Here is a 23928-nt window from a genome sequence, read left to right as displayed (position 1 = left end):
GCCCCGGCGTCCGCCCCTTTCACTCACCGCAAAAGGTCAGGTCATATCTAGCGGGCACCCACCTAGCCGTGCAAGAATAGGGGCATGACTGCAACTGCAAAAGCAACTATTCACACCAACCACGGTGACATCGTCGTTAACCTCTTCGGTAACCACGCACCGCTGACCGTCAAGAACTTCATCGGCCTGTCCGACGGCACCCAGGAATGGCGCCACCCCCGCACCGGCGAAGTGCAGGAAGGCCCCCTCTACAAGGACGTCATCTTCCACCGCATCATCCGCGACTTCATGATCCAGGGTGGCGACCCCCTCGGTCAGGGTATCGGCGGCCCCGGCTACCAGTTCAAGGACGAAATCCACCCCGAACTGAGCTTCAACAAGCCCTACCTGCTGGCTATGGCCAACGCAGGCCCCGGCACCAACGGCTCCCAGTTCTTCATCACCACCGTTGAAACCCCCTGGCTCAACGGCCGCCACACCATCTTCGGTGAGGTCGCAGACGAAGACTCCAAGAAGGTCGTTGACGCCATTGAGGGCGTAGCCACCGGCGCTATGGACCGCCCCGTCGAGGACGTCGTCATCTTCTCCATCGACATCGAAGAGCTCTAAGACTTTTAGCTCTAGACAGCATAAGGCCCGCCCGCCCTGGGTGGGCCTTTGCTCTACCCCCTAGAAAAAAATTTTTGCGTGAGCGGCTAACGCCGCAGGTGAAAGGACGAGCGCGTGAGCGAGCAGGCAGGCCAATTTGGCTATAACAGCGGGGACGTATCGGTGTGCCCGCGGCACCCCGACCAGGTGACCTATGTGCGGTGCGGACGCTGCGGGCGGCTAGCCTGCGGGGCCTGTCAAGTGCCGCTTGAGGTGGGCATGATGTGCGTGGACTGCCTGGCCGCTGCCCAGAAAGCAGCCCCCAAGGTTCGGTACGCTACGGCCAAGCCACTTGTCACCTACACCCTCATCGGGGGGAACGTGGCACTCTGGCTCCTGCAGCTCATATTCCCGGCGGTGACCCGGGCCGGTATCTACGTCCCGCTCTACGTTGAGGTAACGGGAGAGTGGTACCGCCTGCTGACGGCTGGCTTCTTACACTCACCCAGCAACTTCACCCACCTGGGCCTCAACATGTTCACCCTCTACCTCTTCGGCCAGGCCCTGGAGCCGGTTCTGGGCCGCTGGAAATTCCTGGCCACCTACCTGGGCTCAATTCTGGGTGGGTCAGTAGCCGTTCACCTCATCGCTGCCTTTGTCACAGGTGATATGAATGTCGCTACCCTGGGTGCTTCTGGCGGTGTCTTCGGCCTCTTCGGGGCTTTCTTTGCGATTGCCCGGGCCCGCCAGCAGAGTACCAACAGCATCATCATCCTGGTTGCGATTAACTTTGCTTTTGGCTTCCTGATGCCCGGCATCTCCTGGGAGGCCCACCTGGGTGGTCTGGTGACAGGTGCCCTCATTGCTTCAGCGCTCGACCGCCTGCCTAGCTCCGGGCAGAGGGGGCGTGGTCGTCCTTCCCGCTAAAAAAAGGGGGGTGAGGACGCGACCGGGGTCAGGGATTTACCTGGCCCCGGTTTTTTGGTGGTTTGGGGCTGCAAGCACGTTCTCCACAGGGTTTATCCACAGCTGTTGATAAATACAAGAGTGTAATTCCACAGATGTTAAAAAGCTGTGTATAGCTCAAAAGAGCCTTAAAAACAGGGTGAATTACACGGGTGTAAGAGATTTCCCCAGTTTTATCCCCACCTGTGGATAACTTTCATTCGCAGCCTGTAGAAAACCTGTAATTTCAAAAAATTCTTCCCTCCGGGGAAGACCAGACCCCCACAGCCCCGACAACCCAGCCCCACACAGGGCACAAGAAAGGGAGGCCCCACGGGGGAGCCTCCCTCACACAAGATCTAAAAACTAGAACTTACTGGCCACCGAACTTTTCGGTCAGCTTGCCAGCAACGCCAGCAGCAGCGTCCTTAGCCTGCTGGGCCTGCTCTTCGTTGACAACTTCCTGGCCAACCTTCTCGTTAACGATGTCCTTAGCCTTGTCGATACCGTCGTTGATTGCGCTGTTGAGATCGAAACCCATGAGGTTCCCCTTTCATCTAAAAATGCGAGATACAGAAAAACGAATCGTTCTTCCTGTTCACAGTGTAGAGCTCCACGATGAGAAAAACCCCTGAAACCTGTTCGGCACGCCCAAAATCACAGGAGAGTTTTTAGAGGTCGCGGTCAGCCGGGCTTCCTGCCACCATCGGGAGGAACTCAGGGTCTGCAAAGCCCCGCTGGGCGTAGGCTAGGGTCACCTGTTCCGCTGCAGACTCGACCAGGTCAGCCGGCATAAGTGCCATGACGGCCCCGCCAAAACCACCGCCAACCAGGCGGGCGCCCAGAGCCCCGGCCTTCAGGCAGGTGTCAACCGCCACATCAATCTCAGGGCGCGACACTCGCAACTCATCGCGCATTGATACAAAGCTCTCGGTGAAGAGGCGGCCCAGCTCCTTCCATGCCACCTGGCCGGTAGTATCCGGGGTTTTGAGCAGGTAGGCGGCCCGCTCTACCAGGGTCATGTCATGCAGGGTATGGCGCACCCAGCCGCGCGGAAAATCCAGGGGGACCCCGGCCTCTTCTAGGGCGTCCAGGGCCCGGTTGACGGTGTGGTCTACCAAATCCAGGCGGTGCTGCTTGGCTTCACGTTCGTTCAGGCCAGCGCAGGTCAAGTCCCCGGGGAGGGCGTTGCGGAGGTAATCAAGTCCCATAGCGTCGGTGACGGCTTCGTTGGCTGCCCGGCGGGCAGCAAATTCGCCCCCGGCAAGCTCATGCGGGGTGTTGGTATTGATCACCAGCCACCCCAAATCGGCGCTCGCCACATCGACGGTGAGCGGTTCAATGGAGAAGTCCCGGAAATCTACCACCAGGGCCTTGCCCGGTTCTGACCGCAGGGAGGCGGTTTGGTCCAGGCCGCCGGTGCGGGCCCCTGCCACCTCGTTCTCAGCCCGCATGCAGACGGCGGCAAGCCGGGTGCGGAGGGCGTCGTTGCGGGGGGAACGGTCATCGGGAATGGCCTCGGTGCAGTCGCAATCCTTGCGGAGGGGGCAGGAGAGCTCTAAGAGGGCAAGGGCGGTGGAACATTCAAGGGCAGCCGATGAGGAGAGCCCGCCGCCCACCGGAACCTGGGAGGTAATCAAAAGGTCAGCGCCGAAGGCGTGGGGGAGGGAGATATCCTTGCCCCCTTCCTGGTTCATGGCCCAGGCAACGCCTGCAACGTAGGTGAACCAGCCCTTGAAGGTGCCGGGGGTGATTTCGCGGATCACGACGGTGCGGTCGTCCCCGGGCATTTGGAGGGAGGTGGCGCGTAGGACGCCGTCCGTGCGGAGCCTGCCTGCCACATAGGTGCGGTAGGGCAGGGGCATGGGCATGCAGGAGCCGCCTAAGAAGTCAATGTATTCACCCAGGAGGTTGAGGCGGCCGGGGGCCGACCAGACGCCGTCGGGCTCTACCCCGTACTTGTCGATGAAGGCTAATCGGGCTGCTTCGATTTGCTGCTGGTGGTTGGGCAGGGTGGCCCAGGTGGGCTCTACACGAAAGGTCACGGTGGTCTTCTTACTGGTTGGTGAGGTGGGTGTAGCCGGTGATGAGGGCGGTGAGCGTGAGCTGGTAGGACGCCGGTGGCTCGGCGGGCGGGGTGCTGCTGGTGAGGAGGGCCCGGGTCTGTTCCTGCTCAATGAGGCTCAGGGCCAGGTGGAGGAGGCTTTCAGCAGCTAGGGCGCTATATTCCGGTGGGGTAATAGATGATAAGTGGTCTGCAAACAGGCCCAGGAGGGTGAGCTGGTCCCTGGACTCCATCTCAGGCGATAGGGCCAGGGCAAGCCGGATGACTTCGGAAGATTCCTTAATGGGAATAAGTTGCCGGTAGAGATTCCCGGTGGCGTCCAGCAGGGCCGGGCGGGCGCGTCCTGCCCCCTCAGCCCCACCCGGGGCAGGCTCCACCGGAACCGCCTCCAACATGCGGGAAGCCAGGGACCCCAGCAGCTCCTGCTTGTTCTTCACATGGTAGTAGAGGGCCCCAGGTGCCACCCCCAGCTCAGTCGCCAACCGGCGCATAGACAGGTCAGCCAAGCCAAAAGAGCGGAGCACCTCAAGGGCAGTCTCAAGAATTTTTTCACGGGTTAAAGCCACCCCCTCATTGTGGCCTACTTTGCAGGCGGTGAACAGCCAGTCCGGCCCGATGTGCCTCACATCAGGAGTAGATTGGAGGGTATGACACTCAACTTTTCAGACCTCACCCGCCGCCTCCGCGCCGGAGAAGCCGCTACACCCGACGACCTCCACGACATCCTGACGGCCAGCCCCGCCGCCACCTTCGCCCTCATGGAGTTCGCCGCCGAGCTGCGTAACACCCACTGCGGGCCCACCGTGACTGTCACCAACCTGCTGGGGGCGGAAAAGCCGGGGGCAGGCGTCCTGGTGGAAGTTGCCGCCCCCTTCGACGCCGACGCCCTGACCGCCACTCTGCTTGATACTGCCGATGACGCCCTGCGCGTGGACTTTGTGGCCGGGGAGGCCTCCCTGATTCCCATGGAGGCCCTGCGGGTGCTGGCGGCGGCCCGCGTCGCCAACCCTGCCCGGAGCTTGCACCTGGGGCTGAGCCGCGAAACCACCCTGCGTTCCCTGCAGCCGCTGGCTATGGGGGCTGTTGATTCTCTTGAGCTGAATGTTAGCCAGGATGAGCCGCGCCTGGTGTTTGAGGATTTGAAGCTGATTGTTGGGGCTGGCTTGACGATTGCTGAGGCGGGGGAGCGGGATCTGGTTGCTGAGTATGTTCAGCATCTGGAGGGCCTGGGTGTTGAGGATGCTGCCGCCTACGCTGAGGTGGTGCTGGCCGGTGCCCAGGCGGGCGGCTGCGGGGGCAACTGCGCCTGTGGCTCTGGCGGTTGCGGCTCCTAGCCCTCCCCCCGATCGAGTAGGTACCATTTCAATCGGAAAAACCCACCTGGCTGGTGGGTTTTTCCGTTTTAAATGGTACCTAGGGTCATAAAGCCCCTTAATTTGAACACTGTTCAAAAAAAGTGTTCACTAGTTCCATGACCGACTTTTCAGCTATCGCAGACCGCGCCCTGGCTGGCCAGCCCGCAAGCCGCGACGAAGCCCTTGCCATGCTCACCGCCACCGACGCCGAAACCTTCGCCCTCGTCGACGCCGCCTCCCGCCTGCGCCGCCACCACTTCGCCAACACCGTCAAAGTAAACTACCTCGTCAACCTCAAATCCGGCCTCTGCCCCGAAGACTGCACCTACTGCTCCCAACGCCTCGGCTCCGAAGCTGAAGTGCTCAAATACACCTGGATCAAAACCGACGAAGCCATCAAACAAGCCGGCTACGGCATAGCAGGCGGCGCCTCCCGCGTCTGCATGGTCGCCTCCGGCAAAGGCCCCACCGACCGCGACGTCGAACGCGTCGCCAACATGGTCGAAGGCCTCAAAGAAGAACACCCCCAGGTAGAAGTCTGCGCCTGCCTCGGCATTCTCAAGGACGGCCAGGCCGACCGCCTCAAACAAGCCGGAGTGGACGCCTACAACCACAACCTCAACACCAGCGAAGACCACTACGCCGACATCTGCACCACCCACACCTACCAAGACCGCCTCGACACCGTCGCCCGCGCCCACGACGCCGGACTTTCCGCCTGCTCCGGCCTCATCGTCGGCATGAAAGAAACCGACGAGCAACTCGTCGACGCCATCTTCGCCCTACGCGACCTAGGCGGCGACTCCATCCCCGTCAACTTCCTCATGCCCTTCGAAGGCACCCCGCTAGCTGGCACCTGGGAACTCACCCCCATGCGCTGCCTCCGTATCCTAGCCACCGTCCGCATGGTCGCCCCCGACAAGGAACTCCGCATGGCAGGCGGCCGCGAAATGCACCTTCGCACCCTCCAACCCCTGGCCCTGCACGTCGTCAACTCCCTCTTCCTGGGCGACTACCTGACCTCCACCGGCCAGTCCGCCCTCGACGACCTGAAAATGATTCGGGACGGCGGGTTCGTCGTCCTCGGCGCCGAAGACCGCGACCTGGTCGCCGAACACGAAGACTACCTCCGCGCCCATGGGGTAGACCTAGCCCAAGAAACCGCCCCGGCCCTCGCCCCCTGTGGGGCCTCCGGCGGCTGCGGCGGGTGCAGCTCCGGGGCCTGCGGCACCCATACCCCCGGGCAGGACGGCAGCGGGGAGGTCATCGTCCCCGAAATCCGCCGCCGGGGCGTCGGGACGGACGCTACCCCCAACTTCTAACCTCACAGGAAACCCTGCCCCGGGCACAGGTTTAACTGAGGTTAAGGCACTAGAGTTAAACCTGTAGGTTGGGCCGACAGAGAGGGATTAGAACGTGGAAGTTCTCATAGTGATAGCCGTGGTGCTCCTGGCAACCGTGGTGCTGGTGAGTGTGGGGGACAGGCTCAACCTGCCCTGGCCCGTCCTCTTGACCCTCGTGACCGGCGTCGTCATTGTGATTCCACAAATGCCCACCCTGCATATCGAGCCCGAGATTATTCTTCCGATCTTCCTCCCGCCCCTCCTGTGGGCTATCGGCCAGCGGGTGACCTGGGGCATGCTCCGCCGATCCTGGCGGAGCGTGCTGATTTACTCCCTGGCCCTCACCGCCGTCTCTGCCCTCGTGGTGGGGTGGGCCACTTGGATGATTGTGCCCGGTATCAGCCTGGCCCTGGCCCTGGCCATTGGGGCGGCCGTCGCCCCGCCCGACCCGGTAGCGGTTGAAGCGGTAGCCGAGCCCGTAGGGATCCCCCGCCGGGTCATCTCAAACCTGCAAACCGAGGGCATTTTCAACGACGCCGTCTCCCTCGTAATCTTCCAGGTGGCCCTAGCGGCCCTGACCGCCGGAACCGACCCCGAACCCGTCTCTGCCCTGGGCCGCTTCGCCTACAGCGCGGTGGTTGCCGTGCTACTGGGCCTAGCCGTGGGGTGGGCAGGAAGCGCCCTGCGCCGCAACCTGTCCGACCCGGTTGGCCGAAGCGCCCTGACCCTGGTGATCCCCTTTGGTGTCTACATCATCGCTGAAGAACTCCACGCCTCGGGCGTCGTGGCTGTGGTCATCGCCGCCATTCACATGGCCAGCTACAGCGCCGACCTCACCGCCGAAGAGCGCCTCTCCAACACCGCCTTCTGGAACGTGCTTGAAATGCTGGTCACCGGCCTAGCCTTTGGCCTGATCGGCCTGCAGGCTGGCGAACTCCTCTACACCGCTGACAGCAACGTGCTCACCATGATCTGGCACGGCGTACTGATCTCAGCCGTTGCCATCGGCACCCGCCTGGCCTGGCTGACCGGCATGTGGCTGTGGGGCGGCTGGCGGGGCTCCCGCCGCACCACCCCGCGCTCCTTTGCTGAGGTGCTGGTGATGACCTGGGCCGGTATGCGCGGCCTGGTCACCCTGGCGCTCGCCCTGACCCTGCCCGCCACAGCCGACGGCATGCGCACCGAGGCTGTCTTTATCGTGCTGACCGTTCTCTTCTTCACCATGGTCTTCCCCGGCCTGACCCTGCCCTGGCTGGTGCGGGTGCTGGGTGTGAGTGCCACGGCTGAAAAGGACGACCACGAGGAACAAGAGCTCATGCAGCTTGCCCAGCAGGCCATGTGGAAATCCATGTATAAGACGGTGTCAGAGAGCGGGGACTTGCGTTCCTTCGAGCAGTTCAAACAGGTTATGACCAGCATGATGGACCGGATCGAGGAGGGCCAGAAGTCCGGTGACTTCCAGGACCGCTGGGCCGAGCGCCAGCGTCAGCGGGAGTTTATGAACCTGGTGCGACAGCAGGCTGTGCTGGCTGCCCAGGCTGCCGTGCTGGAGGTCCGCAACAAGTACGACTACGAGGTGGTCAGCAACGTGCTCTACCAGATTGACGTGCAGGTGCAGGCTCAGGACGCCATGGACCAGGGGGCTGGGGTCCTGACTATGTCACTGCCTAAGTCCTTCATCAACGGCGAGCACAAGCTGGATCGGGAGAAGGCAGAGCAGCTCTTCAAGACCACCGAGATGCGCATTATCTCGGCCCAAAAGGAGATTGAAGAGGAGGCCCAGCGGGTGGCTACCCGCCAGCTCCCCCTGGTTGAGGACGTCCGCGCCCGCCCCGAGTAGGTAATGGTGGGTGATTCGGGGTACCGGGGAGGTAACTCTCAAGAAATTCTGAGGATAATCGCTTAGGATGTATAAGTGCTTATGCCCCAGGAGGCTTATGTTCTTGGGCAGGTAAGCCCACCCCAAATCATATATTCCTCACATGGAATCTATCCTGTGGGGGTACGACAGAATCAGGATCAATGGATACCTCAGACCTTTCCCCGGCCTACCTCACCTCCCTCGCAGCCATCGGCGCCGGCGCCTTGATGGGTGGCTCAAACACCACCTGGGTATGGGTGCTTGGCTGGATTATCATCGTCCTGGGCCTCGGTCTGAACGTCTTCTCAACCCTGGTCATTATCCAGCGCCTCAAGGGCGGGGCCCTGCCCGCAGTTCTCACCGGAACCCACGGCCCTGAAGGGGAGTCCGAAGAGGCAGAAGGCGCCGGCCCTGCCCACGACATCGAACCTGAACCTGTCACTGAAGCCCAGCCCATCGTCCATGCTGAGGCCAACCAGGCTACCGATGAAGACCGCATTTTCCGCCCCCGTCCGTCCGGCGCCCCCCGCGTCCGCTAGTTCTATCCTGTAGAGGTTCACCATGGATACCCGTTTCCTGCTGTCCCCGGCCTACCTGGTCTCCGTCACCGCCCTCATCGTTGGCGCAATCTTGAGTGGAACCTCCCTCATGGTCATCGGCTGGATTGTTTTCATCATCGGCCTGGCCCTCAACGCTATGGCCCTGGTGGTGCTCGCAAACCGGGAGCAGCTCTACAAGGCCCAGCGTGTCGGCATCGTCCCCAAGGCAGCCCCTGCCCCTGACGCTGAAAAGGGCGGCAACTAACCCCTACCCGAGGGCGTCAGACGCAAGCCGCCCCGGTAGCTCTTACGCTACCGGGGCGGCTTTTCCATGCTGTTGAGACGCTAATCTATTCTGGCGCGGACGCGACGGGTAAACTCAGCGAGCGCATGCTCCAGCTCCTGGGGAGCCCCGTCGAACATGAGTGTATATACCTCCCTGTTGTAGACGAGGGTTGCCTTGTTGTACTTTTTGCGCCCTTCCTCAGTGATAATAACGCCCTTGCCGCGCTTATCTGTAGGGATATCCACCTTCTGCACCAGCCCCAACTTCTCCAGGCTGTTGACCTGGTAGGTAAGCCGGGACGCTGAGACGTTGGTGGCGCGGGCCAGGGTCTGCATGCGGATGGGGCTCTCCGGGGATGAGCCGGGAGCTTCTTGAAAATCTATGATCGCGCCTAAGAGCCGGTACTCTGCCAGTTTGCTATCTACCTCGTGTTTAAGGTGGCGGTCGAGGTGGACGCTGAGGGTTGTAAGAGCCTCGGTGTAGCGTTTCCACAGATTTTCCTGGTCGGCGGTGAGCCCGCCTACTTTCGGTTCGATCATTGAACCTCCTCTCCTTGGCCTGCTGGGGCTGGCCTGTGGTTCAGGAGACTTTCAGGAAAAAATCTCTAATACAGATTCAGCGTAGCGCCTTAAATTTTTGGAGGGGAGTACATGAGTGAAATATTAATACAGGCACTCGGGGGAACCTGCCTGCCACGTGCACTTTCTTTTTAAATATGTTGTCAGAAATTTGCTTTCCTGACCTGAAAAAGTAGTCAAATTTTTGAAAACATAGATAATTCACGGCCACCCCGGGGTGGGTAGCCGTGAATAGTGCTGGTAGGGCTGGATGTTTTAGCTGGCCTGTCTGACCAGAAGAACCTACTGGCCAGCCTCACGAAGCAACTGCTCAAAAGGGGTGACCTGCAGGGCCTTGAGTCCCGGAGCCTTATAGGTCTCGGGTGAGGCATGGGAGGACGACGAGCCCTCCAGGGTTCCAAAGAAGAAGCCGGCATTGGCGGGGTTCTGGGAATCCTGGGGCTCCGGAGCCTCCTGGGCTGAGCCCAGCTCGCTGGCCTGGCCTGCCTGCCCCGGGGTGCCCGCGTCCTGCCCCGACATACCCGGGAGGTTGCGGGCCCACAAAATCATCTGGGCGAACTCGGCCGCTGCCTTAGCAACGCGCGGAGCCAGGTTGGTATCGGAGCCAAAATCGTCGGTAGCGGCAAAGACGCCCGAGGGGGCGACTGTTGCCTTGAGGTAGCTAAAGAGCGGACGCATGGCCGTCTCCAGCACCAGCGAATGGCGGGCGGTGCCGCCGGTGGCAGCAATCAGCACGGGCTTGCCGGCCAAAGAGCCGTCCTCCACTAAATCCCAGAAGCTCTTGAAAAGCCCCGAGTAGCTGGCCTTGAAGACCGGGGTGACTGCGATAATCGCGTCAGCATCGCGCACCTGATCCAGGGCGGTAGCCAGTGCCCCCAGGGGGAAGCCTGTGAGGTAGTGGTTGGTGATGTCCTTGGCTAAAGAGCGCAGGGAGATATGGGTGAAGTTCGCCTCAACTCCGGCTCGACCCAGGGCTTGCCCGGTTGCCTCGCTCAGGTTCTCACCCAGCAGGGCGGTGGTGGACGGCTCGCCCAAACCCGCTGTGACAACAACAATTGACGGGGTGCTCACGACTTGTCCTCCCTACTTGCCCTGCTCAGCCAGGTGGGCTGCGTAGCGGGGGTGGACGGGGGCCTCGGGTACACCGGCGGGGCGCAGCTTAGCGAACTCTTCGCGCAGGACGGGCACAACCTGCTCACCCAGCATGTCGATCTGGTTCAGAACTTCCTTGAGGGGCAGGCCTGCATGGTCTACCAGGAAGAGCTGACGCTGGTAGTCGCCAGCGTAGTCGCGGAAGGAGAGGGTCTTCTCAATGACCTGCTGGGGGGAGCCCACAGTCAGCGGGGTCTGGTCAGCAAAATCTTCCAGGGAGGGGCCGCCACCGTAGACGGGAGCGTTGTCGAAGTAGGGGCGGAACTTGGTGACAGCGTCCTGGGAGTTCTTGCTCATGAAGACCTGCCCGCCCAGGCCCACAATGGCCTGCTCGGCGGTGCCGTGGCCGTAGTGTTCGTAGCGCTCGCGGTAGAGGTTGATCATCTGCTGGGTGTGCTCCTTGTTCCAGAAGATGTTGTTGTGGAAGAACCCGTCCCCGTAGTAGGCGGCCTGCTCGGCAATCTCGGGGGTGCGAATCGAGCCGTGCCAGACGAAGGGGGCGGTGCCGTCCAGGGGCTGCGGGGTGGCGGTGAAGGAGTTGAGCGGGGTGCGGAAGTTGCCGGACCAGTTGACGACCTTTTCACTCCAGAGCTTACGCAGTAGGGCGTAGTTTTCGATGGCCAGGTTGACGCCCTGGCGGATGTCCTTGCCGAACCAGGGGTAGACGGGGCCGGTGTTGCCGCGGCCCAGCATGAGGTCCATGCGGCCGTCGGTCAGGTGCTGCAGGGTGCCGTAGTCTTCAGCAATGCGGACGGGGTCGGTGGTGGTAATCAGGGTGGTGGAGGTGGAGAGCAGGATGTTCTTGGTCTGGGCTGCGATGTAGGCCAAGGTGGTGGTCGGTGAGGACGCAATAAAGGGCGGGTTGTGGTGCTGGCCGACGGCAAAGACGTCCAGGCCAACCTCGTCTGCCTTCTTGGCGATTTCAACGATGGCCTTTTGGCGCTCGTGTTCGCTGGGGGTCTTGCCGGTGGTGGGGTCCATGGTGACGTCGCCGACGGAGAAGATGCCGAATTGCATGGTGGGGGCCTTTCATGATGGTGGTTTCGCTTCGATGGTTTTAACCTACCCTAAAATACTTTCGTTGTAAAGTATTTTCAGGTGTGGGATGGCGGGTCAGGTTACCCCCTAAGTTCTCTCACCACCCCCTTGAAATTCACGGGGGTGATGGGAGAAATGTGGGGGTGATGGGATCAGGACGACGGGGCGCAGGATTCCACTATCAGGGGGCTGTGGTGGGAAGTGGCGTCCGCACCTGCAGGGGCGTCAACCACTTGTGACGGGACTGTGACTCGGCGCCCCACATACGCCTGACTGGCTGAAATAAAAGTTATCCACAGGAGCTCTATGCCCGGTTTGATGAGGGGAATCAATATCTGTCAGGGTTTTTATATGGCTCCTGACTTCTCACAGATAGCTTCGTCGCTACGCACCCACCAGCAACTGGTACGAGCTGGAATGAGTAACAACCTCATCAGTTCGCAGCGCCGCCGCGGGGATATCGTGCGGCTGACCCACGGAATCTACCTTGTGGGCGACGTCGTCAAAGAATGTACCCAACCCGCTGACCGGGCTTTGGCGGTGACCGCTGCTCTTGCAAAAGTTCGCCCCACCGCAGTGGTGAGCCATCAGTCGGCGGCTCTCGTTTGGGGCGCCCCGCTTTTTGAGCTCCCTGCCAAGGTGCACCTCTCTTTGCCCAGGGCGCATAAGGCCGGGCATCCGCAGGCTGTTCTTCATAGCCCTCGACCTGAACTCTGTGACCGGGCCGTGGAGTTGGCTGGCCTGAAAATGACAAGTCCCCTCGACACCGTTGTGGACTGCGGGAAGAATATGCCCCTCCATGAGTCTTTGGCGATTGCTGATTACCTGCTGCGGCAAGGGCAGCTGGATGGGGTGCAGACCCGTGCCCGATTGAGTCAGGCCCAGGGGAAAGGGTGCCGGAAGCTCCGGGTGATTGCTGAGGTGATGAGCCCGCTGAGCGAATCTCCCCTGGAATCTTTTGCCTGCCTCCGTCTGTATGAGGGGGGTCTTGAGATGCCGGTGCAACAGTATGGTATTGAGACTCCCTCGGGCAGGTGGTACCGGGCTGATTTTGCCTGGCCACATCTGAAAGTGATTCTGGAGGTGGATGGCCTTCACAAGTACTACGGTGCCTACAGGCCGACCGATGCCCAGTTACGTAACGACGCCATAAGGCAGCGGGAACTAGAACTAGCAGGGTGGACTGTAGTCAGGGCGACCTGGGGGGACTTGGCGCAGCGGCCGGAGCTGCTCATGGGTAGGTTACGGTCCCTGGGCCTGGGCAACAGATAAAGAACACCCCCTAGGTTCTCTCACCACCCCCTTGAAAATCACGGGGGTCATGGGAGAGATACGGGGGTGGTGGTGACGGGGTGGACGCAGGGTGGGGCTTATGAGGTCCCGTACTGATCACGAGCCAGACGAGCAATATGAATCGTCAAATACGTCAGCTCATCATCCGTCAGCACCTGATCCAAATGATTCTCAAGCACCAACTTCACCTTCACCGCCACAGTAAAAGCCTTGGGGTGGGCGTCCTTCATGCTCTCCAAAAGAAGGGGGACGGCTGCGTCCGCCCCCACCTTACCCAACTGGGGGGCACGCACAAACAAATACCGCAAATGGGTCACAAAACGAGCCGCACTCATCAATGAACGATCCGTCGGCCCACCAAAACCAGCCCCAATCACCTCAAAAATCTCAGCAAAAATCTCGGTCATACGGTAGGTACCCGCCATGCCCGCAGACTCAAACTGCGAATTCACCAGATGCATCGCCAGGGGGATCGCCTCAATCTCAGGCAGTTCAACCCCCAGGCGCTCGCGAATCAACTGCAGGGCCCTCTCCCCAAAACGGACCTCCTGCGGGTACAGCTGCCGCACCTCCAAGGCCAGAGGATAATCCACATCCAGGGCGTTGCGGGCCCGCTCAACCGCGAAATTAACGTGATCTGCCACCGGAACCACAAAAGAATGGGCAATCGTAATGCCCTCGGCCTTCACCAAGGACTCAAGCTCAGTTGCAACAGCCAGAATCTCCGACGGAATCTTCGCCAAAGACCAGGCCAGGTTCTCATCAGAGGTACCCTGCTCGGGTACAAAAGTCTGCTCAATGAGGGTGGGGTCGAGCATATCGCCCTTACGCTTACCAAAGGCAAGGCCGCGACCAATGACCACCATCTCCTCGCCCGAATACGAGCGGGCCAGCGCCACATTATTGTTATAAATGCGTGAAATGCGCAACATGACCCCCTTCATGAAATGGGTAAAAACCGGCAGATATCCTTACTAGTTTACCGAGCGGCGTCACTCCGGCACTTAACCGCCCCTCGTCCGGTTTTATTCAACGGGAGTAACATAAACTCTCTAGTCCAAATAAGAAGCAGGAGTGATGAAACCACAAACCGCCCACCCCACACCCCTGACCACCGTCGTCATGACAGCCCTCATGCTGTTCTCCATGTTCTTCGGTGCAGGTAACCTCATTTTCCCTGCAAAGCTCGGTGCAGAAGCCGGAACCAACACCGCCCCTGCCATTACAGGGTTCTTGGCCACCGGCGTCCTGATGCCTATCTTGGCTGTCATCGCCCTGGCCGTCACCGGCCGCGACCTCACCGCCCTCGCAGGTCGGGGTGGTCGCCTCTTCGTCCTGCTCTTCCCGCCCCTGGTCTACCTCTCCATTGGCGCCCTCTACGCCCTGCCGCGCACCGGCTCCGTCAGCTACGCCATGGCTGTTGAACCCTACCTGGGAGGACTCAATCTGGAGGCAGGCCCCCTGCCCCTCATCCTCTTCGCAGCCCTCTTCTTCGGCCTATCCTTCGTGCTCGCCATGAACCCCACCGGCATCGTCGACGCCCTGGGCAAATACCTGACCCCGGCCCTCGTCCTGCTGCTGGCAGTGCTGGTAGTCGTCAGCTTCTTCACCCTCCGCACCCCTCCTGCCGACCCCCTGGAACACTACGCCACCGGCTCCTTCGCCACCGGCTTCGTGCAGGGCTATCTCACCATGGACTCCCTGGCCGGACTCGCCTTCGGCATTATTGTGATCGCCTCACTCCAGTCCCGCGGAATCACCGGACGCGGCGAACTCCTACGGGGCGTCGTTGTCTCCGGCACTATCGCCGGCCTGCTGCTAGGAGCGGTCTACCTGGGCCTGGCCTACATCGGAGCCCACCTTGATAACGGGCAAGGGTACAAGGACGGCGCCGCCCTCCTCACCGACGCCGCCTCCCTCACCATGGGCAAGGCAGGGGCCGTCGTCTTCGGCCTGATCGTGCTGCTAGCCTGCCTCACCACGTCAGTAGGCCTCATCGGCGCTACCAGCTCCTTCTTCGCCGAACTCATCCCAACCATCTCCTACCGCACCTGGGCCATCATCTTCACCCTCGTCGCCTTCATCCTGGCCTCCTTCGGCCTAGAAGGCATGATGAGCTTCGCTATCCCCATCATCACCACCCTGTACCCGCCCGCTATTACCCTGGTCGTCCTGACCCTGATTGAAGCAGCCCTTCGCACCCCCTGGATGCACTTCACCCACCGCCTAGCCCTCTGGGTTGCAGTGGCCTGGGCCCTCCTCATGACCCTGAACTCACACGGCGTAGGAACCGAAGCTATTGCCCCCATCATCAGCTGGGCACCGGGCCACGCCTACGACCTAGGCTGGTTCCTGCCAACCCTCATCGCCGCCGCCCTCGGAGCGGGAATCGACCTGGCACTAGGCCGAAACCGCACCAGATAACCCCGGGCAGAGAATAGAAAAAAGGGTCTTGCTCCGTAGAAGCGGAACAAGACCCTTTTACTTGAGAGGCTCGCGCTGAGGGGAACCACAACCATCAACGCGAGCCCGTCTCACGAGTTGCGAGGTGGTTCATTCAACTCAAACTTAGAAGGCCTCTAGGCAACCCGTCATAAAGTTTCTTCAAAAATAAACAATTGACAGCCTGTGCAAAACTTTACCTGATACCTGGCTAGAAATAAACTTGCCGGACACAACCATTACGACAGACGGTCATAAAGTGAATTGACCATGTCATGAGCCTAAAAAAGGCTATGTTGCAACCCCTAAAAAGTCCGGGGCGAATCATCCTCCCTATGAACCAGCTGAGAATCAAACAAGTTCTTACTGAGCAGTTCACAAGCAAGAGCCTTCTAAGCCACCGAGAGAGCTTCAATTAGTTACTCTTAGAATATGAGCAGCACAGCAACCGATATCGCCAAGAACCTTCCGGCCCTTGAACACCCCGACGGCTCCCCCATCCGCGCCCTCGTCGTCGACGACGAACGCATGCTCGAAGAACTAGTCAGCGTAGCCCTCAAAATGACCGGCTGGGAGGTGCGCTCCGCAGGGGACGGCCCCTCCGCCCTCGCCTATGACTGAAACACAAGAACTTTCCCTGGCCCCCGGAACCCCCGACATCGTTACCCCGCTCGCCTTCTACCTGGCCCTCATGCTCACCAGCGTGGCCGGGGCCGCCCTGACCCAGGTGCTCTAACCAGGGCAGTGGTAGCCTGAGGCTGTGACCCTGAAAACCCCTGATCTATGGCTTGTCTTTATCGGCGGAGGTACTGGCGCCCTGGCCCGGGCCCTCCTGCTGGCGGCCTGGCCGTCGCCCCTCTTCCCCCTGCCTGTGCTGGTGATCAACCTGGTGGGGGCCCTAGCCCTGGGGTGCCTGACGGGCTACCTGGCCCTGCGGGAGGCAGCCCCTAGGGTGCGAGCTGCCCGGCTTCTGCTGGGAACAGGCCTGCTGGGCGGGTTTACCACCTACTCCACCCTGGCCCTGGGCATGGTGCAGTTGGGGCAGGACGGACGCTGGGGTTGGGCCCTGCTGTATGGCGGGGCCTCGCTAGTGGGCGGCTACCTGCTGGCTGTGGTCGGCCTGAAACTAGGCCGGGTTTGGGCGGATCGAGGGGCGTTATGATCTACCTTCTTGTTTTTGTGGCCGGGGGTGCTGGGGCTGTTGCCCGGTATCTGATTGATTCCCTTTTTAAGCGGCTATGGCATGGGTCTATGCCGGTAGGGACATTCTTTCTGAACCTGACCGGGTCCTTTCTTTTAGGGGTGCTGACGGGGTGGCTGGCAGGGCCTATTCCACCTGCGGAAAGTTTTGTAATTACAGAAAATATCACCCTGGTCGTGGGGGTGGGGTTCCTGGGCGGGTACACCACCTTCTCCAGCGCCCTCCTCGAAGCTGCCCAGGCCCCCGCCCGCCGGGAGGCGCTCGTCCTGACCCTGGGCCAGCTGCTGGCAACAAGCCTGGCCGCCGCCGGTGGCCTGGGCTTGGGGGGCCTCTTCTAAGGGGCCTGAGACAGGACGCCCCGCCCCGGGTTTGTCTTGCTATGTGAGTCCTCGGCTGCGGGCTTAGTCACAGGGGTCGGGGTGGAGGGCTAAAAATGGCTTAAGGGTAAGAGAACTTTTACCCCTAAGCCTTGTTGGAAGAAACCCACTCGTTCACACTTAAAGCCAAGTAAAGCAATACCTTGGTTCTGGGGGCAGCCCCACCAAGCCCCCGACCCCGCCGGAGACACCCGTGAACACCATCAGCCCCTACCTGGCCGAATTCCTGGGCACCATGATCATGGTGACCATCGGCTGCGGCGTCATTGCCACCGTCGAACTACGCCGCTCCAAAGGCCACGGCGACAACTTCTTCACCATCGCCTTCGGCTGGGGCTTCGCCGTTACCTTCGGCGTCTACGCCTCCCACGCCTACTCAGGCGGCCACCTCAACCCCGCTGTGTCCATTGGCCTCGCCGCCTACGGGGAGTTCGACTGGGCCATGGTGCCCGGCTACATCATCGCCCAGGTTGCCGGTGCCATGGTGGGTGCGGGCTTCGTCTTCCTCAACTACCTGCCCCACTGGAAGGCAACCGCCGACCGCAAGATCAAACTCGGTGTTTTTGCTACTGTGCCGGCCATTCACAACTACTTCACCAACGCCCTGTCAGAGATTATCGGTACCTTCCTGCTGGTCTTCTCGGCCCTCTATGTGGGGGTTAACTTCACCCCCGTCCTTGAAGGTTCAGCCCTGGCCCTCAACCTGAACCATGTGCTCAAGCCCCTGGCCTTTGGCTTCCTAGTCACTGTGCTGGTGATTGGTCTGGGCGGCCAGACCGGCTTTGCCCTCAACCCGGCCCGCGACTTCGGCCCCCGCCTCATGCACGCCCTGTTGCCTATTCACGGTAAGGGTAGCTCCCGCTGGTACTACGCCTGGGTGCCGGTGTGCGCCCCCATCGCTGGTGGCATGATGGGCGGGTCCTTCTTCAAGCTCTACTACGACGGCCAGTTCTCTGTCTTCCAGGTGGTTTCAGCCCTGCTGGCCCTGGTTGTGCTCGGGTTTGGCCTGTGGGCTAACAAGCACATGTACCGGTCTAAGTCGGCTGAGGTGCTCCCCCAGGTGGAGGATACCGAGGCTACCGCCGCGTCCGCCGCCGCCACCTATGTGCCCACCGGCAAAATCCCGGTCGTGCAGAAGAGGGCTTTCTGGGAGTAGGTCGCTAGGCGCGGTCTTGCAGCTCGCTCCAGGGCTGGCTGCGGCTCACCAGATGGAGTTTGACGGTGTAGCCCGCACCCAGTTCGCTAGTGAGGGTCTCGCGCAGTCTCTCACCCAGCTGCCGCCAGGCCAGGGTTTTGCGGTTGGCGGGGTCTTCCGGGTCCATGTCCAGGTCTTCCCAGAGGCTGGCCCAGTTGCCCAGCAACTGCCGGGTGGACGGTGCCAGCTCAAGATCCTCTGCCAGACCTTTCCCGTCGGCGTACCAGAGGGGGAAAAATTCTCCCCAGTCATTGGCAAGGGCCAGGTGCACGGTCTGCGAATGCGGCCCGATACGCCACTGCGTTACCGGGGGCAGTCCGGGTTCCTCGTAGAGATCCCGGTGAATCGCCCGTACCAGGGGTTCTAGGGAAGATGCGGCGCGGACGTCCGCCACCTCGTACTTGCCCCTGGTAAAGGGGAGGTTTTCCTGGGCCCCTACCAGCGGGGAGCCGTAGACAATATCCCAGGTGCCGCTGCGCTGAACATACAGGGTCATGCTGTTGAGCCAACTCAGCTTCAGTACCCAGCAATCGGTATCGGTGCTGGCCACACGGCGCAGGGTGGCGGGTCGGTAGCCCTGTTGCGCCTGGGAGTAGTCCCTATAGAACCCTTCGGGCCACAGGCTCTCAGGCCGTGCCCTGCTGGCGGTTGCTGCTAGGCCCCGCACCTTGTCACAGGAGGGGCGGACGGGTACGAACCCCCACCAGCGCAGCGGAGAGGCGGGCAGGGCTAGGGTTAGATCGACCTCTGATGCCGCCTGGGTGGCAGAGGTGAGATAGGGCAGGTTGCTACAGCGGGTTACTACCCCGGGTGTGAGCCGGGGCCAGGCCGCCGGGTGGGGCTGGTTGCCCAGTTCCCGGTCAATCAGGGCGCGGACGCCCCGGCAAAAGCCAGCGAGAAGCTCCAGTTCCTCGGTGAGTTCATCACCCATAACGGCAGGTTGAAAGACGCCCGGGCTGGTTTCGGTTAGGACGGGGAGCCCCTCCCCACCGAGGAGGGGAGCCGACGAGGCGGTAATCTGCCAGGTGCCGGCGTCCGCACACTCTCCGTGCCCAGCGCGATAGAGGGCTTTGACCTGCACCCCTGCCACGGTGTCGGGTCGGTAGGTGACGGTAATCTTTCCCCGGCCGGGCGGCTGGGGCAGGTGCTGTTCCACCTCTCCCTGAAGATAGACCAGCAGGGAGGGTTCACCCGCCCGCTCAAGGCTGACGGGGACCGTCAGAATACCGGCCAGGGCCGGGTGCAGGCCCGGCGCCGACGGATAGGGGATAAAGTGATATGAGGCACTCATAGGGCCCAGTCTAGATACCCGGCCCTATTCCTGGCTAGCCCTCATAGATAATCTCGAAGTCATCCCCTAAAACTGCCCGCAGGTTCTCTACCAGGGTCTTACCTTGGTTCTTCCAGTCCAGTTCTTCCTGGTAGCGTTCCTGCTGGGTGAGGGGATGGGGAGGGATCTCACCCATCTCTTCAGCTGCCCGGGTCACCCACGCCTGTGACCAGGCTGCAAGCTCTTCCACCAGGTCAGACGGAACCTGGGGTAAATCGTCCGGGTCATAAGGGTAGGGGTACTCTCCGGCTTGCTCTAGCTCACTGGGAGCACCCCACAGGGGGAAATCCACTCCCCACTCCGGAAAAACCCGAATACGCCGACGGGGTCGCGCACCTGCGTCCTGGGGTGTCATCATCTTCTCCCTAATTCCTGGCTAGCCCACTCCAGTACCTTGAGCATGAAGCGGTCGCAGGCCTCAATCTGGGCCAGCTCAATCCACTCATTGGGGGTATGAGCCTGGGCGATATCGCCGGGACCGCACACCACCGCCTGCAACTCGCCATACAGGGCAAACTGGCCAGCCTCAGTACCGTAGGTAACCTTCTGGGCCTCCGTGGAACCGGGGCGCCCCGCCCACCCGTTAGCCAGGGCAATAATCTCAGCACCGTCAGGGGTTCCCAGGGCAGGCACAGCCGCCAGAAGTTCATGGGTGATACCCACGGCGTCCACAAACTCGCCAGACGCAGCGCCAGCCAGGGCCTCAGCGTCCGCAGCCCGCGCCTTGAGTGCAGGCAACAGATCATCTGAAATCTTGGCCTCAATCTGGGCAACAACCTCGCCGGTGGTCATCTGGGGAACCGTGCGGAAGTCATACTCCAACACCACATGCTCACCCACAATGTTGTACTGAATACCACCACGGGCAAAGTTCACCCCACCAGTGGAATGGGCAACCACAAACCCCTCATCAAAGGGGCCGTTCTCCCGCCAATGCCCGGCCAGTTGCTCAAAGAAAGTAATAAACTCTGCCGCCGGCGCCAGGGCATTCACCCCGTGTGGGCCCAAAGAGGCGTGCTTGGCAATGCCCGTGAAAGTCACCCGGCCCCGGTGGGCCCCCTTATGGGCAGAAATCACCTGCATCATGGACGGCTCACCAATCACCGCAAAATCCGGGTTAATGCCGCGATCCTTAAAATCTCTCACCATGGCAGGCGCACCCACGCAACCAATTTCCTCGTCATAAGAAAAAGCGAAATGAACGGGCTTCACCAGCTCCGCTTCACGCAACTGGGGCAGCAGCCACATGGCTGACCCAATAAAAGACTTCATATCCGACGCCCCGCGTCCGTAGAGCCTGCCGTCCTTCACCAGGGGAGTGAAAGGGTCGGTGACCGTCCAGGCCTGGCCCTCAACCGGCACCACGTCCGTATGCCCCGACAGCACTACGCCACCGTCCGTCGAGCCGTCCGCGGCAGGGACGGTCACGAACAGGTTGGCGCGTTCGCCGTCCTCGCTGTAGGTGTAGTGCGGGGTCAGGCCGTACTTCTCAAACTCAGCCGCCAGCAGGTCGAGGACGGGGCGGTTGCTGGTCTGGCTGATGGACGGGGCGGCAATGAGCTTTTCAATCCAGGGGAGGGAGGCGGGGGTGCTCACAGAAATTACCTTTCGGACGCAGGGGTGCAGACTCTTATCTTTAGCTTACTCGCGGGGTGGTGGTTGGGTACCCTAAGGGCATAAATACCCACATAAAAATATGCCCACTACGTCATATAAGGACGTGGCGGGCATATTCTTCAGAAGTATTACAGGGCCGAGTGGTCACCCAGGCCGTGGAAACGACGCGCGTGGTAGACCGTGGGGGTGGCGTTGGCGTCGTGGCGGATAAAGTCAGTGACCTCAGCGGTGAAGACGACGGCCGGGCCAGCATTCAGGGTGCCGATAGGCTTGACGCGCAGAACCCGGCTAATACCGTGCAGGAGGGGCTCACCGGTGGGTAGGCGATCCCAGGTGGAGGTATCACCGAACTTATCAGCCTTGCTGACAGCAAAGAGCTTGGCGGTTTCAACGTTCTCGGCACCGATCAGGTGAATCAGAAAAGAATCAGCGTCAACAATGCGGGCGGCGGAGCCGGTGCGGTCCTTGAAAGAGAAGGACACAATAGGGGGCTCAGCGGAAACCGATGACAGGGAGGAGATGGTCAAGCCGCCGGGTTTCCCGTCGGCACCCTCCGCAGTGATGATAGCGACGCCTGCTGCCTGGGCGCCGAAGGCCTCGCAGAAGAGGTCGGTTGCGGTCTTCTCGGTAATGTCGATATGGGTGCTCATGGGTTTGGTTTCCTTTGTGCGGCTGCTTGGGGACTACAGCGCATCAGCGCTTGGTTTTTAGCCTAGAACCCCCACGGGGCTAAACCCTAGCGTCGTCTCACATATTGCCCCTATGAGTAGAACTATGACTCTGTTACGCGAACCTGCTGTAACAAAAGGCAGAAACCTGCCCACTTAAGACGAATCCCCGCCCAGGGGGCGGGGACGTCCTCTTGCGCTACTTCTTCTTGTTGAGCTGGGCTGCCTGGGCGCCGAACTTTTCAAGCAGCTCAGGCATATCCATGGGGGCGGTGACTACCTCAATGAATACCAGCTTGTCACGGTTCTCCTTGGCCACCTGGCAGGCCTTGTTGAACTGGCTTACCGTCTTGGCCCGCAGGACGACGGTGTTCTCCTTGGTGCCGCCAAAGGCCGCCGGGATCTTAGACCAGTCGTAGGCGGTGATGTCGTTGTACTCGGCCTCAACACCGTGGATCGACCGCTCAATGGTGTAGCCGTCATTGTTAATCAGGAAGATCACGGGGTTGACCTTCTCCCGGATGATGGTGCCGAGCTCCTGGATGGTCAGCTGGGCTGAGCCGTCGCCCACCATGAGGACGCCACGCGAGTCCGTATCAGCCATGGCGGCACCCAGCAGGGCCGGAATCGAGTAGCCGATAGAACCCCACAGGGGCATACCGATGAAGCGGGAGTCGCGGGGGAACTTGCGGGTTGCCATGCCGAAGAAGGAGGTGCCCATATCGACCACCACGGTGTTCTTCTCATCCAGGTTGGAGGAGAGTACCTTCCACAGGGTGTCCTGGGTGAGGGCCTTGTTGGTGATCTTAGGCAGGGGCTCTTCATCAGCGGGGGCCTCAAAGGCTGTGCCCTCAAGTTTCAGGTCGAGGGCAACTTCCTTGAGGATATCCAGGGCCCGGGCCATGGTCAGCGGGGCATAGTGGCGGCCTGCGATGCTAGTGCTCTCAGCAGCAACATTAATAACCCGGCCAAAGTCAATCTGATGTGAGTATATGCCGGTAGTGGTATCAGTAAATTCAACACCGACACAGAGCAGGACCTCGGCCTCCTCAACCACCTTGCGGGTGGGCTCAGCCGACAGGCCACCCACATAGATTCCCGCGAAGTTGGGTTCGGTTTCGTCCAGCACGGCCTTACCCCACATGAGGGAGGCAAAGGGGAACTTGGTCTCGGTGACCAAGTCACGGACCTCGCCCACGGCCCCCAGGCGCTCAGCCATGATGTCGGCCAGCACGGTGACCTTCTTGCCCCGCATGAACTCGGCGGCGGCGTCCTTAAAGACAGCCTCGATGTCGGGGGAGGAGACGTGGCGGTTGACGTCCAGCGGACGGGCGGGAGGCTGGGTCGGCATAGTAGACACATCAACCGGCAGCATGAGGTAGCCAGGCTTGCGGTGGACGACGGCGGTGCGGATCACGCGGTCAATGTCGGACGCAGCGGTCGCCGGGTGAATCGCAGCAGCGGCAATAGAAACCTCGGAGGCCATACGCATGAAATGCTTGAAATCGCCATCACCCAGGGTGTGATGCATACGCAGGTGGGAGTTCTGAGCAGCCAGACTGGGGGCGCCCACAATATGAATGACGGGCACGTTCTCCGCATAGGAACCGGCGGTTGCGTTGATAGCTGACAGTTCGCCGACGCCGTAGGTGGTCACCAGGGCACCCAGGCCCTTGACGCGGGCGTAGCCGTCCGCCGCATACCCGGCGTTAAGCTCATTCGCGTTGCCCACCCAATCCAGCTTCTCGTGCGCCAGGACGTCGTCGAGGAAGAAGAGGTTGAAGTCCCCGGGCACACCGAAAACCTTGTCAACACCCAGCTCAGCCAGACGATCGAGAATGTAATTACCGACGGTATAGGTCATCATTGACTCCTTGGTAGCAAACACAGCAGGTTGTATGACCTGCAACATTCATAACTAGTGTAGTGAGGCTTATTCAAAAGTAGACACGCACCCCACACCCACCAACTAGACAACGGCCCCACCCGCGGCAAAAATATGAGCGTTAAATCTCTACAAATAACCTCAAGCCATACCGGACAAGACCGTTGCTA

General features: G+C 61.0%; 25 protein-coding genes and 1 pseudogene. 14 read left to right on the top strand and 12 right to left on the bottom strand.

The genetic code is table 11. The annotated features are described in order from the left end of the window. Positions 1 to 84 precede the first annotated feature (84 nt). Together L7A15_RS09330 and L7A15_RS09325 are read left to right on the top strand one after the other, a co-directional pair. On the top strand, positions 85 to 609 hold the full coding sequence (locus L7A15_RS09330) for a peptidylprolyl isomerase (protein ID WP_237209052.1): 525 nt from the start codon (positions 85 to 87) through the stop codon (positions 607 to 609). 114 nt (positions 610 to 723) lie between these two features. Beyond that, positions 724 to 1515, top strand: a complete 792-nt coding sequence (locus L7A15_RS09325; RefSeq protein ID WP_237209051.1) for a rhomboid family intramembrane serine protease — start codon at positions 724 to 726, stop codon at positions 1513 to 1515. Between the two features lie 391 nt (positions 1516 to 1906). Here L7A15_RS09325 and L7A15_RS09320 read toward each other — a convergent pair whose 3' ends face one another. From L7A15_RS09320 to L7A15_RS09310, 3 genes are all read right to left on the bottom strand, one after another. Then, positions 1907 to 2074 (bottom strand): ribosome recycling factor, encoded by a 168-nt coding sequence (locus L7A15_RS09320; protein ID WP_237209050.1) that lies wholly within the window; start codon positions 2072 to 2074, stop codon positions 1907 to 1909. Between the two features lie 130 nt (positions 2075 to 2204). Next, positions 2205 to 3578: a galactokinase gene (locus L7A15_RS09315; protein WP_237209049.1), complete on the bottom strand. Its 1374-nt coding sequence runs from the start codon at positions 3576 to 3578 to the stop codon at positions 2205 to 2207. A 10-nt stretch (positions 3579 to 3588) separates the two neighbouring features. Continuing rightward, on the bottom strand, positions 3589 to 4164 hold the full coding sequence (locus tag L7A15_RS09310) for a TetR/AcrR family transcriptional regulator (protein ID WP_237209048.1): 576 nt from the start codon (positions 4162 to 4164) through the stop codon (positions 3589 to 3591). Between the two features lie 81 nt (positions 4165 to 4245). On the opposite strand from L7A15_RS09310, the gene L7A15_RS09305 reads away from it, so the two are divergent. From L7A15_RS09305 to L7A15_RS09285, 5 genes are all read left to right on the top strand, one after another. Further along, positions 4246 to 4932, top strand: coding sequence for a hypothetical protein (locus L7A15_RS09305; protein WP_237209047.1), 687 nt, complete (start codon positions 4246 to 4248; stop codon positions 4930 to 4932). Positions 4933 to 5069: 137 nt separating this feature from the next. Beyond that, positions 5070 to 6275, top strand: coding sequence for a biotin synthase BioB (gene bioB, locus L7A15_RS09300; RefSeq protein WP_237209046.1), 1206 nt, complete (start codon positions 5070 to 5072; stop codon positions 6273 to 6275). Between the two features lie 94 nt (positions 6276 to 6369). Next, positions 6370 to 8136 (top strand): cation:proton antiporter, encoded by a 1767-nt coding sequence (locus tag L7A15_RS09295; RefSeq protein WP_237209045.1) that lies wholly within the window; start codon positions 6370 to 6372, stop codon positions 8134 to 8136. Positions 8137 to 8318: 182 nt separating this feature from the next. Beyond that, positions 8319 to 8696, top strand: a complete 378-nt coding sequence (locus L7A15_RS09290; RefSeq protein WP_237209044.1) for a hypothetical protein — start codon at positions 8319 to 8321, stop codon at positions 8694 to 8696. Positions 8697 to 8718: 22 nt separating this feature from the next. Continuing rightward, positions 8719 to 8961, top strand: coding sequence for a hypothetical protein (locus L7A15_RS09285; RefSeq protein WP_237188345.1), 243 nt, complete (start codon positions 8719 to 8721; stop codon positions 8959 to 8961). A gap of 80 nt (positions 8962 to 9041) precedes the next feature. Here L7A15_RS09285 and L7A15_RS09280 read toward each other — a convergent pair whose 3' ends face one another. The 3 genes from L7A15_RS09280 to L7A15_RS09270 form a co-directional block, all read right to left on the bottom strand. Then, a complete protein-coding gene (locus L7A15_RS09280; RefSeq protein ID WP_237209043.1) occupies positions 9042 to 9521 on the bottom strand; it encodes a MarR family winged helix-turn-helix transcriptional regulator in 480 nt (159 codons plus the stop codon). A gap of 321 nt (positions 9522 to 9842) precedes the next feature. Continuing rightward, entirely contained in the window at positions 9843 to 10631 is a 789-nt protein-coding gene (locus L7A15_RS09275) for a CE1759 family FMN reductase (RefSeq protein WP_237188347.1), read from the bottom strand. 12 nt (positions 10632 to 10643) lie between these two features. Beyond that, the gene (locus tag L7A15_RS09270; RefSeq protein ID WP_237209042.1) at positions 10644 to 11729 is read right to left on the bottom strand and encodes an LLM class flavin-dependent oxidoreductase; all 1086 of its coding nucleotides are present in this window, start codon (positions 11727 to 11729) and stop codon (positions 10644 to 10646) included. A gap of 438 nt (positions 11730 to 12167) precedes the next feature. On the opposite strand from L7A15_RS09270, the gene L7A15_RS09265 reads away from it, so the two are divergent. Beyond that, positions 12168 to 13022, top strand: a complete 855-nt coding sequence (locus L7A15_RS09265) for a hypothetical protein (RefSeq protein ID WP_237209041.1) — start codon at positions 12168 to 12170, stop codon at positions 13020 to 13022. Positions 13023 to 13120: 98 nt separating this feature from the next. Here the strand turns inward: L7A15_RS09265 and L7A15_RS09260 are convergent, their stop codons facing one another. Continuing rightward, positions 13121 to 13975, bottom strand: a complete 855-nt coding sequence (locus tag L7A15_RS09260) for a PRD domain-containing protein (protein ID WP_237209040.1) — start codon at positions 13973 to 13975, stop codon at positions 13121 to 13123. A 145-nt stretch (positions 13976 to 14120) separates the two neighbouring features. Here L7A15_RS09260 and brnQ point away from each other — a divergent pair, with 145 nt between their 5' ends. The 6 genes and pseudogenes from brnQ to L7A15_RS09235 all read left to right on the top strand — a co-directional run bounded on the left by brnQ (position 14121) and on the right by L7A15_RS09235 (position 18219). After that, entirely contained in the window at positions 14121 to 15467 is a 1347-nt protein-coding gene (gene brnQ, locus L7A15_RS09255) for a branched-chain amino acid transport system II carrier protein (RefSeq protein WP_237188355.1), read from the top strand. A gap of 450 nt (positions 15468 to 15917) precedes the next feature. Then, positions 15918 to 16094 (top strand): annotated as a pseudogene (locus L7A15_RS09250) (DNA-binding response regulator); the annotation flags it as partial. 4 nt (positions 16095 to 16098) lie between these two features. Beyond that, a complete protein-coding gene (locus L7A15_RS10700) occupies positions 16099 to 16221 on the top strand; it encodes a hypothetical protein (RefSeq protein WP_272878637.1) in 123 nt (40 codons plus the stop codon). 24 nt (positions 16222 to 16245) lie between these two features. After that, a complete protein-coding gene (locus L7A15_RS09245; protein WP_237188356.1) occupies positions 16246 to 16647 on the top strand; it encodes a fluoride efflux transporter FluC in 402 nt (133 codons plus the stop codon). Further along, positions 16644 to 17024: a fluoride efflux transporter FluC gene (locus tag L7A15_RS09240; RefSeq protein WP_237209039.1), complete on the top strand. Its 381-nt coding sequence runs from the start codon at positions 16644 to 16646 to the stop codon at positions 17022 to 17024. Before L7A15_RS09245 ends, L7A15_RS09240 begins: the two co-directional genes overlap by 4 nt. Before the next feature lie 232 nt (positions 17025 to 17256). Continuing rightward, complete coding sequence (locus L7A15_RS09235) at positions 17257 to 18219, top strand: MIP/aquaporin family protein (RefSeq protein WP_237188360.1); 963 nt, start codon at positions 17257 to 17259, stop codon at positions 18217 to 18219. 4 nt (positions 18220 to 18223) lie between these two features. Here the strand turns inward: L7A15_RS09235 and L7A15_RS09230 are convergent, their stop codons facing one another. From L7A15_RS09230 to L7A15_RS09210, 5 genes are all read right to left on the bottom strand, one after another. Beyond that, positions 18224 to 19549, bottom strand: coding sequence for a hypothetical protein (locus L7A15_RS09230; protein ID WP_237212464.1), 1326 nt, complete (start codon positions 19547 to 19549; stop codon positions 18224 to 18226). 34 nt (positions 19550 to 19583) lie between these two features. Continuing rightward, on the bottom strand, positions 19584 to 19943 hold the full coding sequence (locus L7A15_RS09225) for a hypothetical protein (protein WP_237188364.1): 360 nt from the start codon (positions 19941 to 19943) through the stop codon (positions 19584 to 19586). Continuing rightward, entirely contained in the window at positions 19943 to 21184 is a 1242-nt protein-coding gene (locus tag L7A15_RS09220; protein WP_237188366.1) for an acetylornithine deacetylase, read from the bottom strand. The genes L7A15_RS09225 and L7A15_RS09220 overlap by 1 nt, the downstream gene beginning before the upstream one ends. A gap of 149 nt (positions 21185 to 21333) precedes the next feature. Beyond that, the gene (locus L7A15_RS09215; RefSeq protein ID WP_237209038.1) at positions 21334 to 21855 is read right to left on the bottom strand and encodes a flavin reductase family protein; all 522 of its coding nucleotides are present in this window, start codon (positions 21853 to 21855) and stop codon (positions 21334 to 21336) included. Positions 21856 to 22072: 217 nt separating this feature from the next. Next, positions 22073 to 23737, bottom strand: a complete 1665-nt coding sequence (locus L7A15_RS09210; RefSeq protein ID WP_237209036.1) for an alpha-keto acid decarboxylase family protein — start codon at positions 23735 to 23737, stop codon at positions 22073 to 22075. Positions 23738 to 23928: the final 191 nt, after the last annotated feature.

This window comes from Rothia nasimurium, from assembly GCF_928391935.1.
In the GTDB taxonomy this organism is placed as follows: Bacteria; Actinomycetota; Actinomycetes; order Actinomycetales; family Micrococcaceae; genus Rothia; species Rothia nasimurium_D.
Note: the sequence above shows the minus strand (reverse complement) of the source record. Positions and strands in the feature narration are given on the sequence as shown.

What these genes read in the sequence shown, in the direction of transcription:
- L7A15_RS09240 (WP_237209039.1), top strand. Translation starts at nt 16,644, where the DNA reads ATGATCTACCTTCTTGTTTTTGTGGCCGGGGGTGCTGGGGCTGTTGCC.
- bioB (WP_237209046.1), top strand. Translation starts at nt 5,070, where the DNA reads ATGACCGACTTTTCAGCTATCGCAGACCGCGCCCTGGCTGGCCAGCCC.
- L7A15_RS09320 (WP_237209050.1), bottom strand. Translation starts at nt 2,074, where the DNA reads ATGGGTTTCGATCTCAACAGCGCAATCAACGACGGTATCGACAAGGCT.
- L7A15_RS09285 (WP_237188345.1), top strand. Translation starts at nt 8,719, where the DNA reads ATGGATACCCGTTTCCTGCTGTCCCCGGCCTACCTGGTCTCCGTCACC.
- L7A15_RS09215 (WP_237209038.1), bottom strand. Translation starts at nt 21,855, where the DNA reads ATGAGCACCCATATCGACATTACCGAGAAGACCGCAACCGACCTCTTC.
- L7A15_RS09260 (WP_237209040.1), bottom strand. Translation starts at nt 13,975, where the DNA reads ATGTTGCGCATTTCACGCATTTATAACAATAATGTGGCGCTGGCCCGC.
- L7A15_RS09270 (WP_237209042.1), bottom strand. Translation starts at nt 11,729, where the DNA reads ATGCAATTCGGCATCTTCTCCGTCGGCGACGTCACCATGGACCCCACC.
- L7A15_RS09210 (WP_237209036.1), bottom strand. Translation starts at nt 23,737, where the DNA reads ATGACCTATACCGTCGGTAATTACATTCTCGATCGTCTGGCTGAGCTG.
- L7A15_RS09290 (WP_237209044.1), top strand. Translation starts at nt 8,319, where the DNA reads ATGGATACCTCAGACCTTTCCCCGGCCTACCTCACCTCCCTCGCAGCC.
- L7A15_RS09305 (WP_237209047.1), top strand. Translation starts at nt 4,246, where the DNA reads ATGACACTCAACTTTTCAGACCTCACCCGCCGCCTCCGCGCCGGAGAA.
- brnQ (WP_237188355.1), top strand. Translation starts at nt 14,121, where the DNA reads ATGAAACCACAAACCGCCCACCCCACACCCCTGACCACCGTCGTCATG.
- L7A15_RS09280 (WP_237209043.1), bottom strand. Translation starts at nt 9,521, where the DNA reads ATGATCGAACCGAAAGTAGGCGGGCTCACCGCCGACCAGGAAAATCTG.
- L7A15_RS09225 (WP_237188364.1), bottom strand. Translation starts at nt 19,943, where the DNA reads ATGACACCCCAGGACGCAGGTGCGCGACCCCGTCGGCGTATTCGGGTT.
- L7A15_RS09230 (WP_237212464.1), bottom strand. Translation starts at nt 19,549, where the DNA reads ATGAGTGCCTCATATCACTTTATCCCCTATCCGTCGGCGCCGGGCCTG.
- L7A15_RS10700 (WP_272878637.1), top strand. Translation starts at nt 16,099, where the DNA reads ATGACTGAAACACAAGAACTTTCCCTGGCCCCCGGAACCCCCGACATC.
- L7A15_RS09330 (WP_237209052.1), top strand. Translation starts at nt 85, where the DNA reads ATGACTGCAACTGCAAAAGCAACTATTCACACCAACCACGGTGACATC.
- L7A15_RS09265 (WP_237209041.1), top strand. Translation starts at nt 12,168, where the DNA reads ATGAGTAACAACCTCATCAGTTCGCAGCGCCGCCGCGGGGATATCGTG.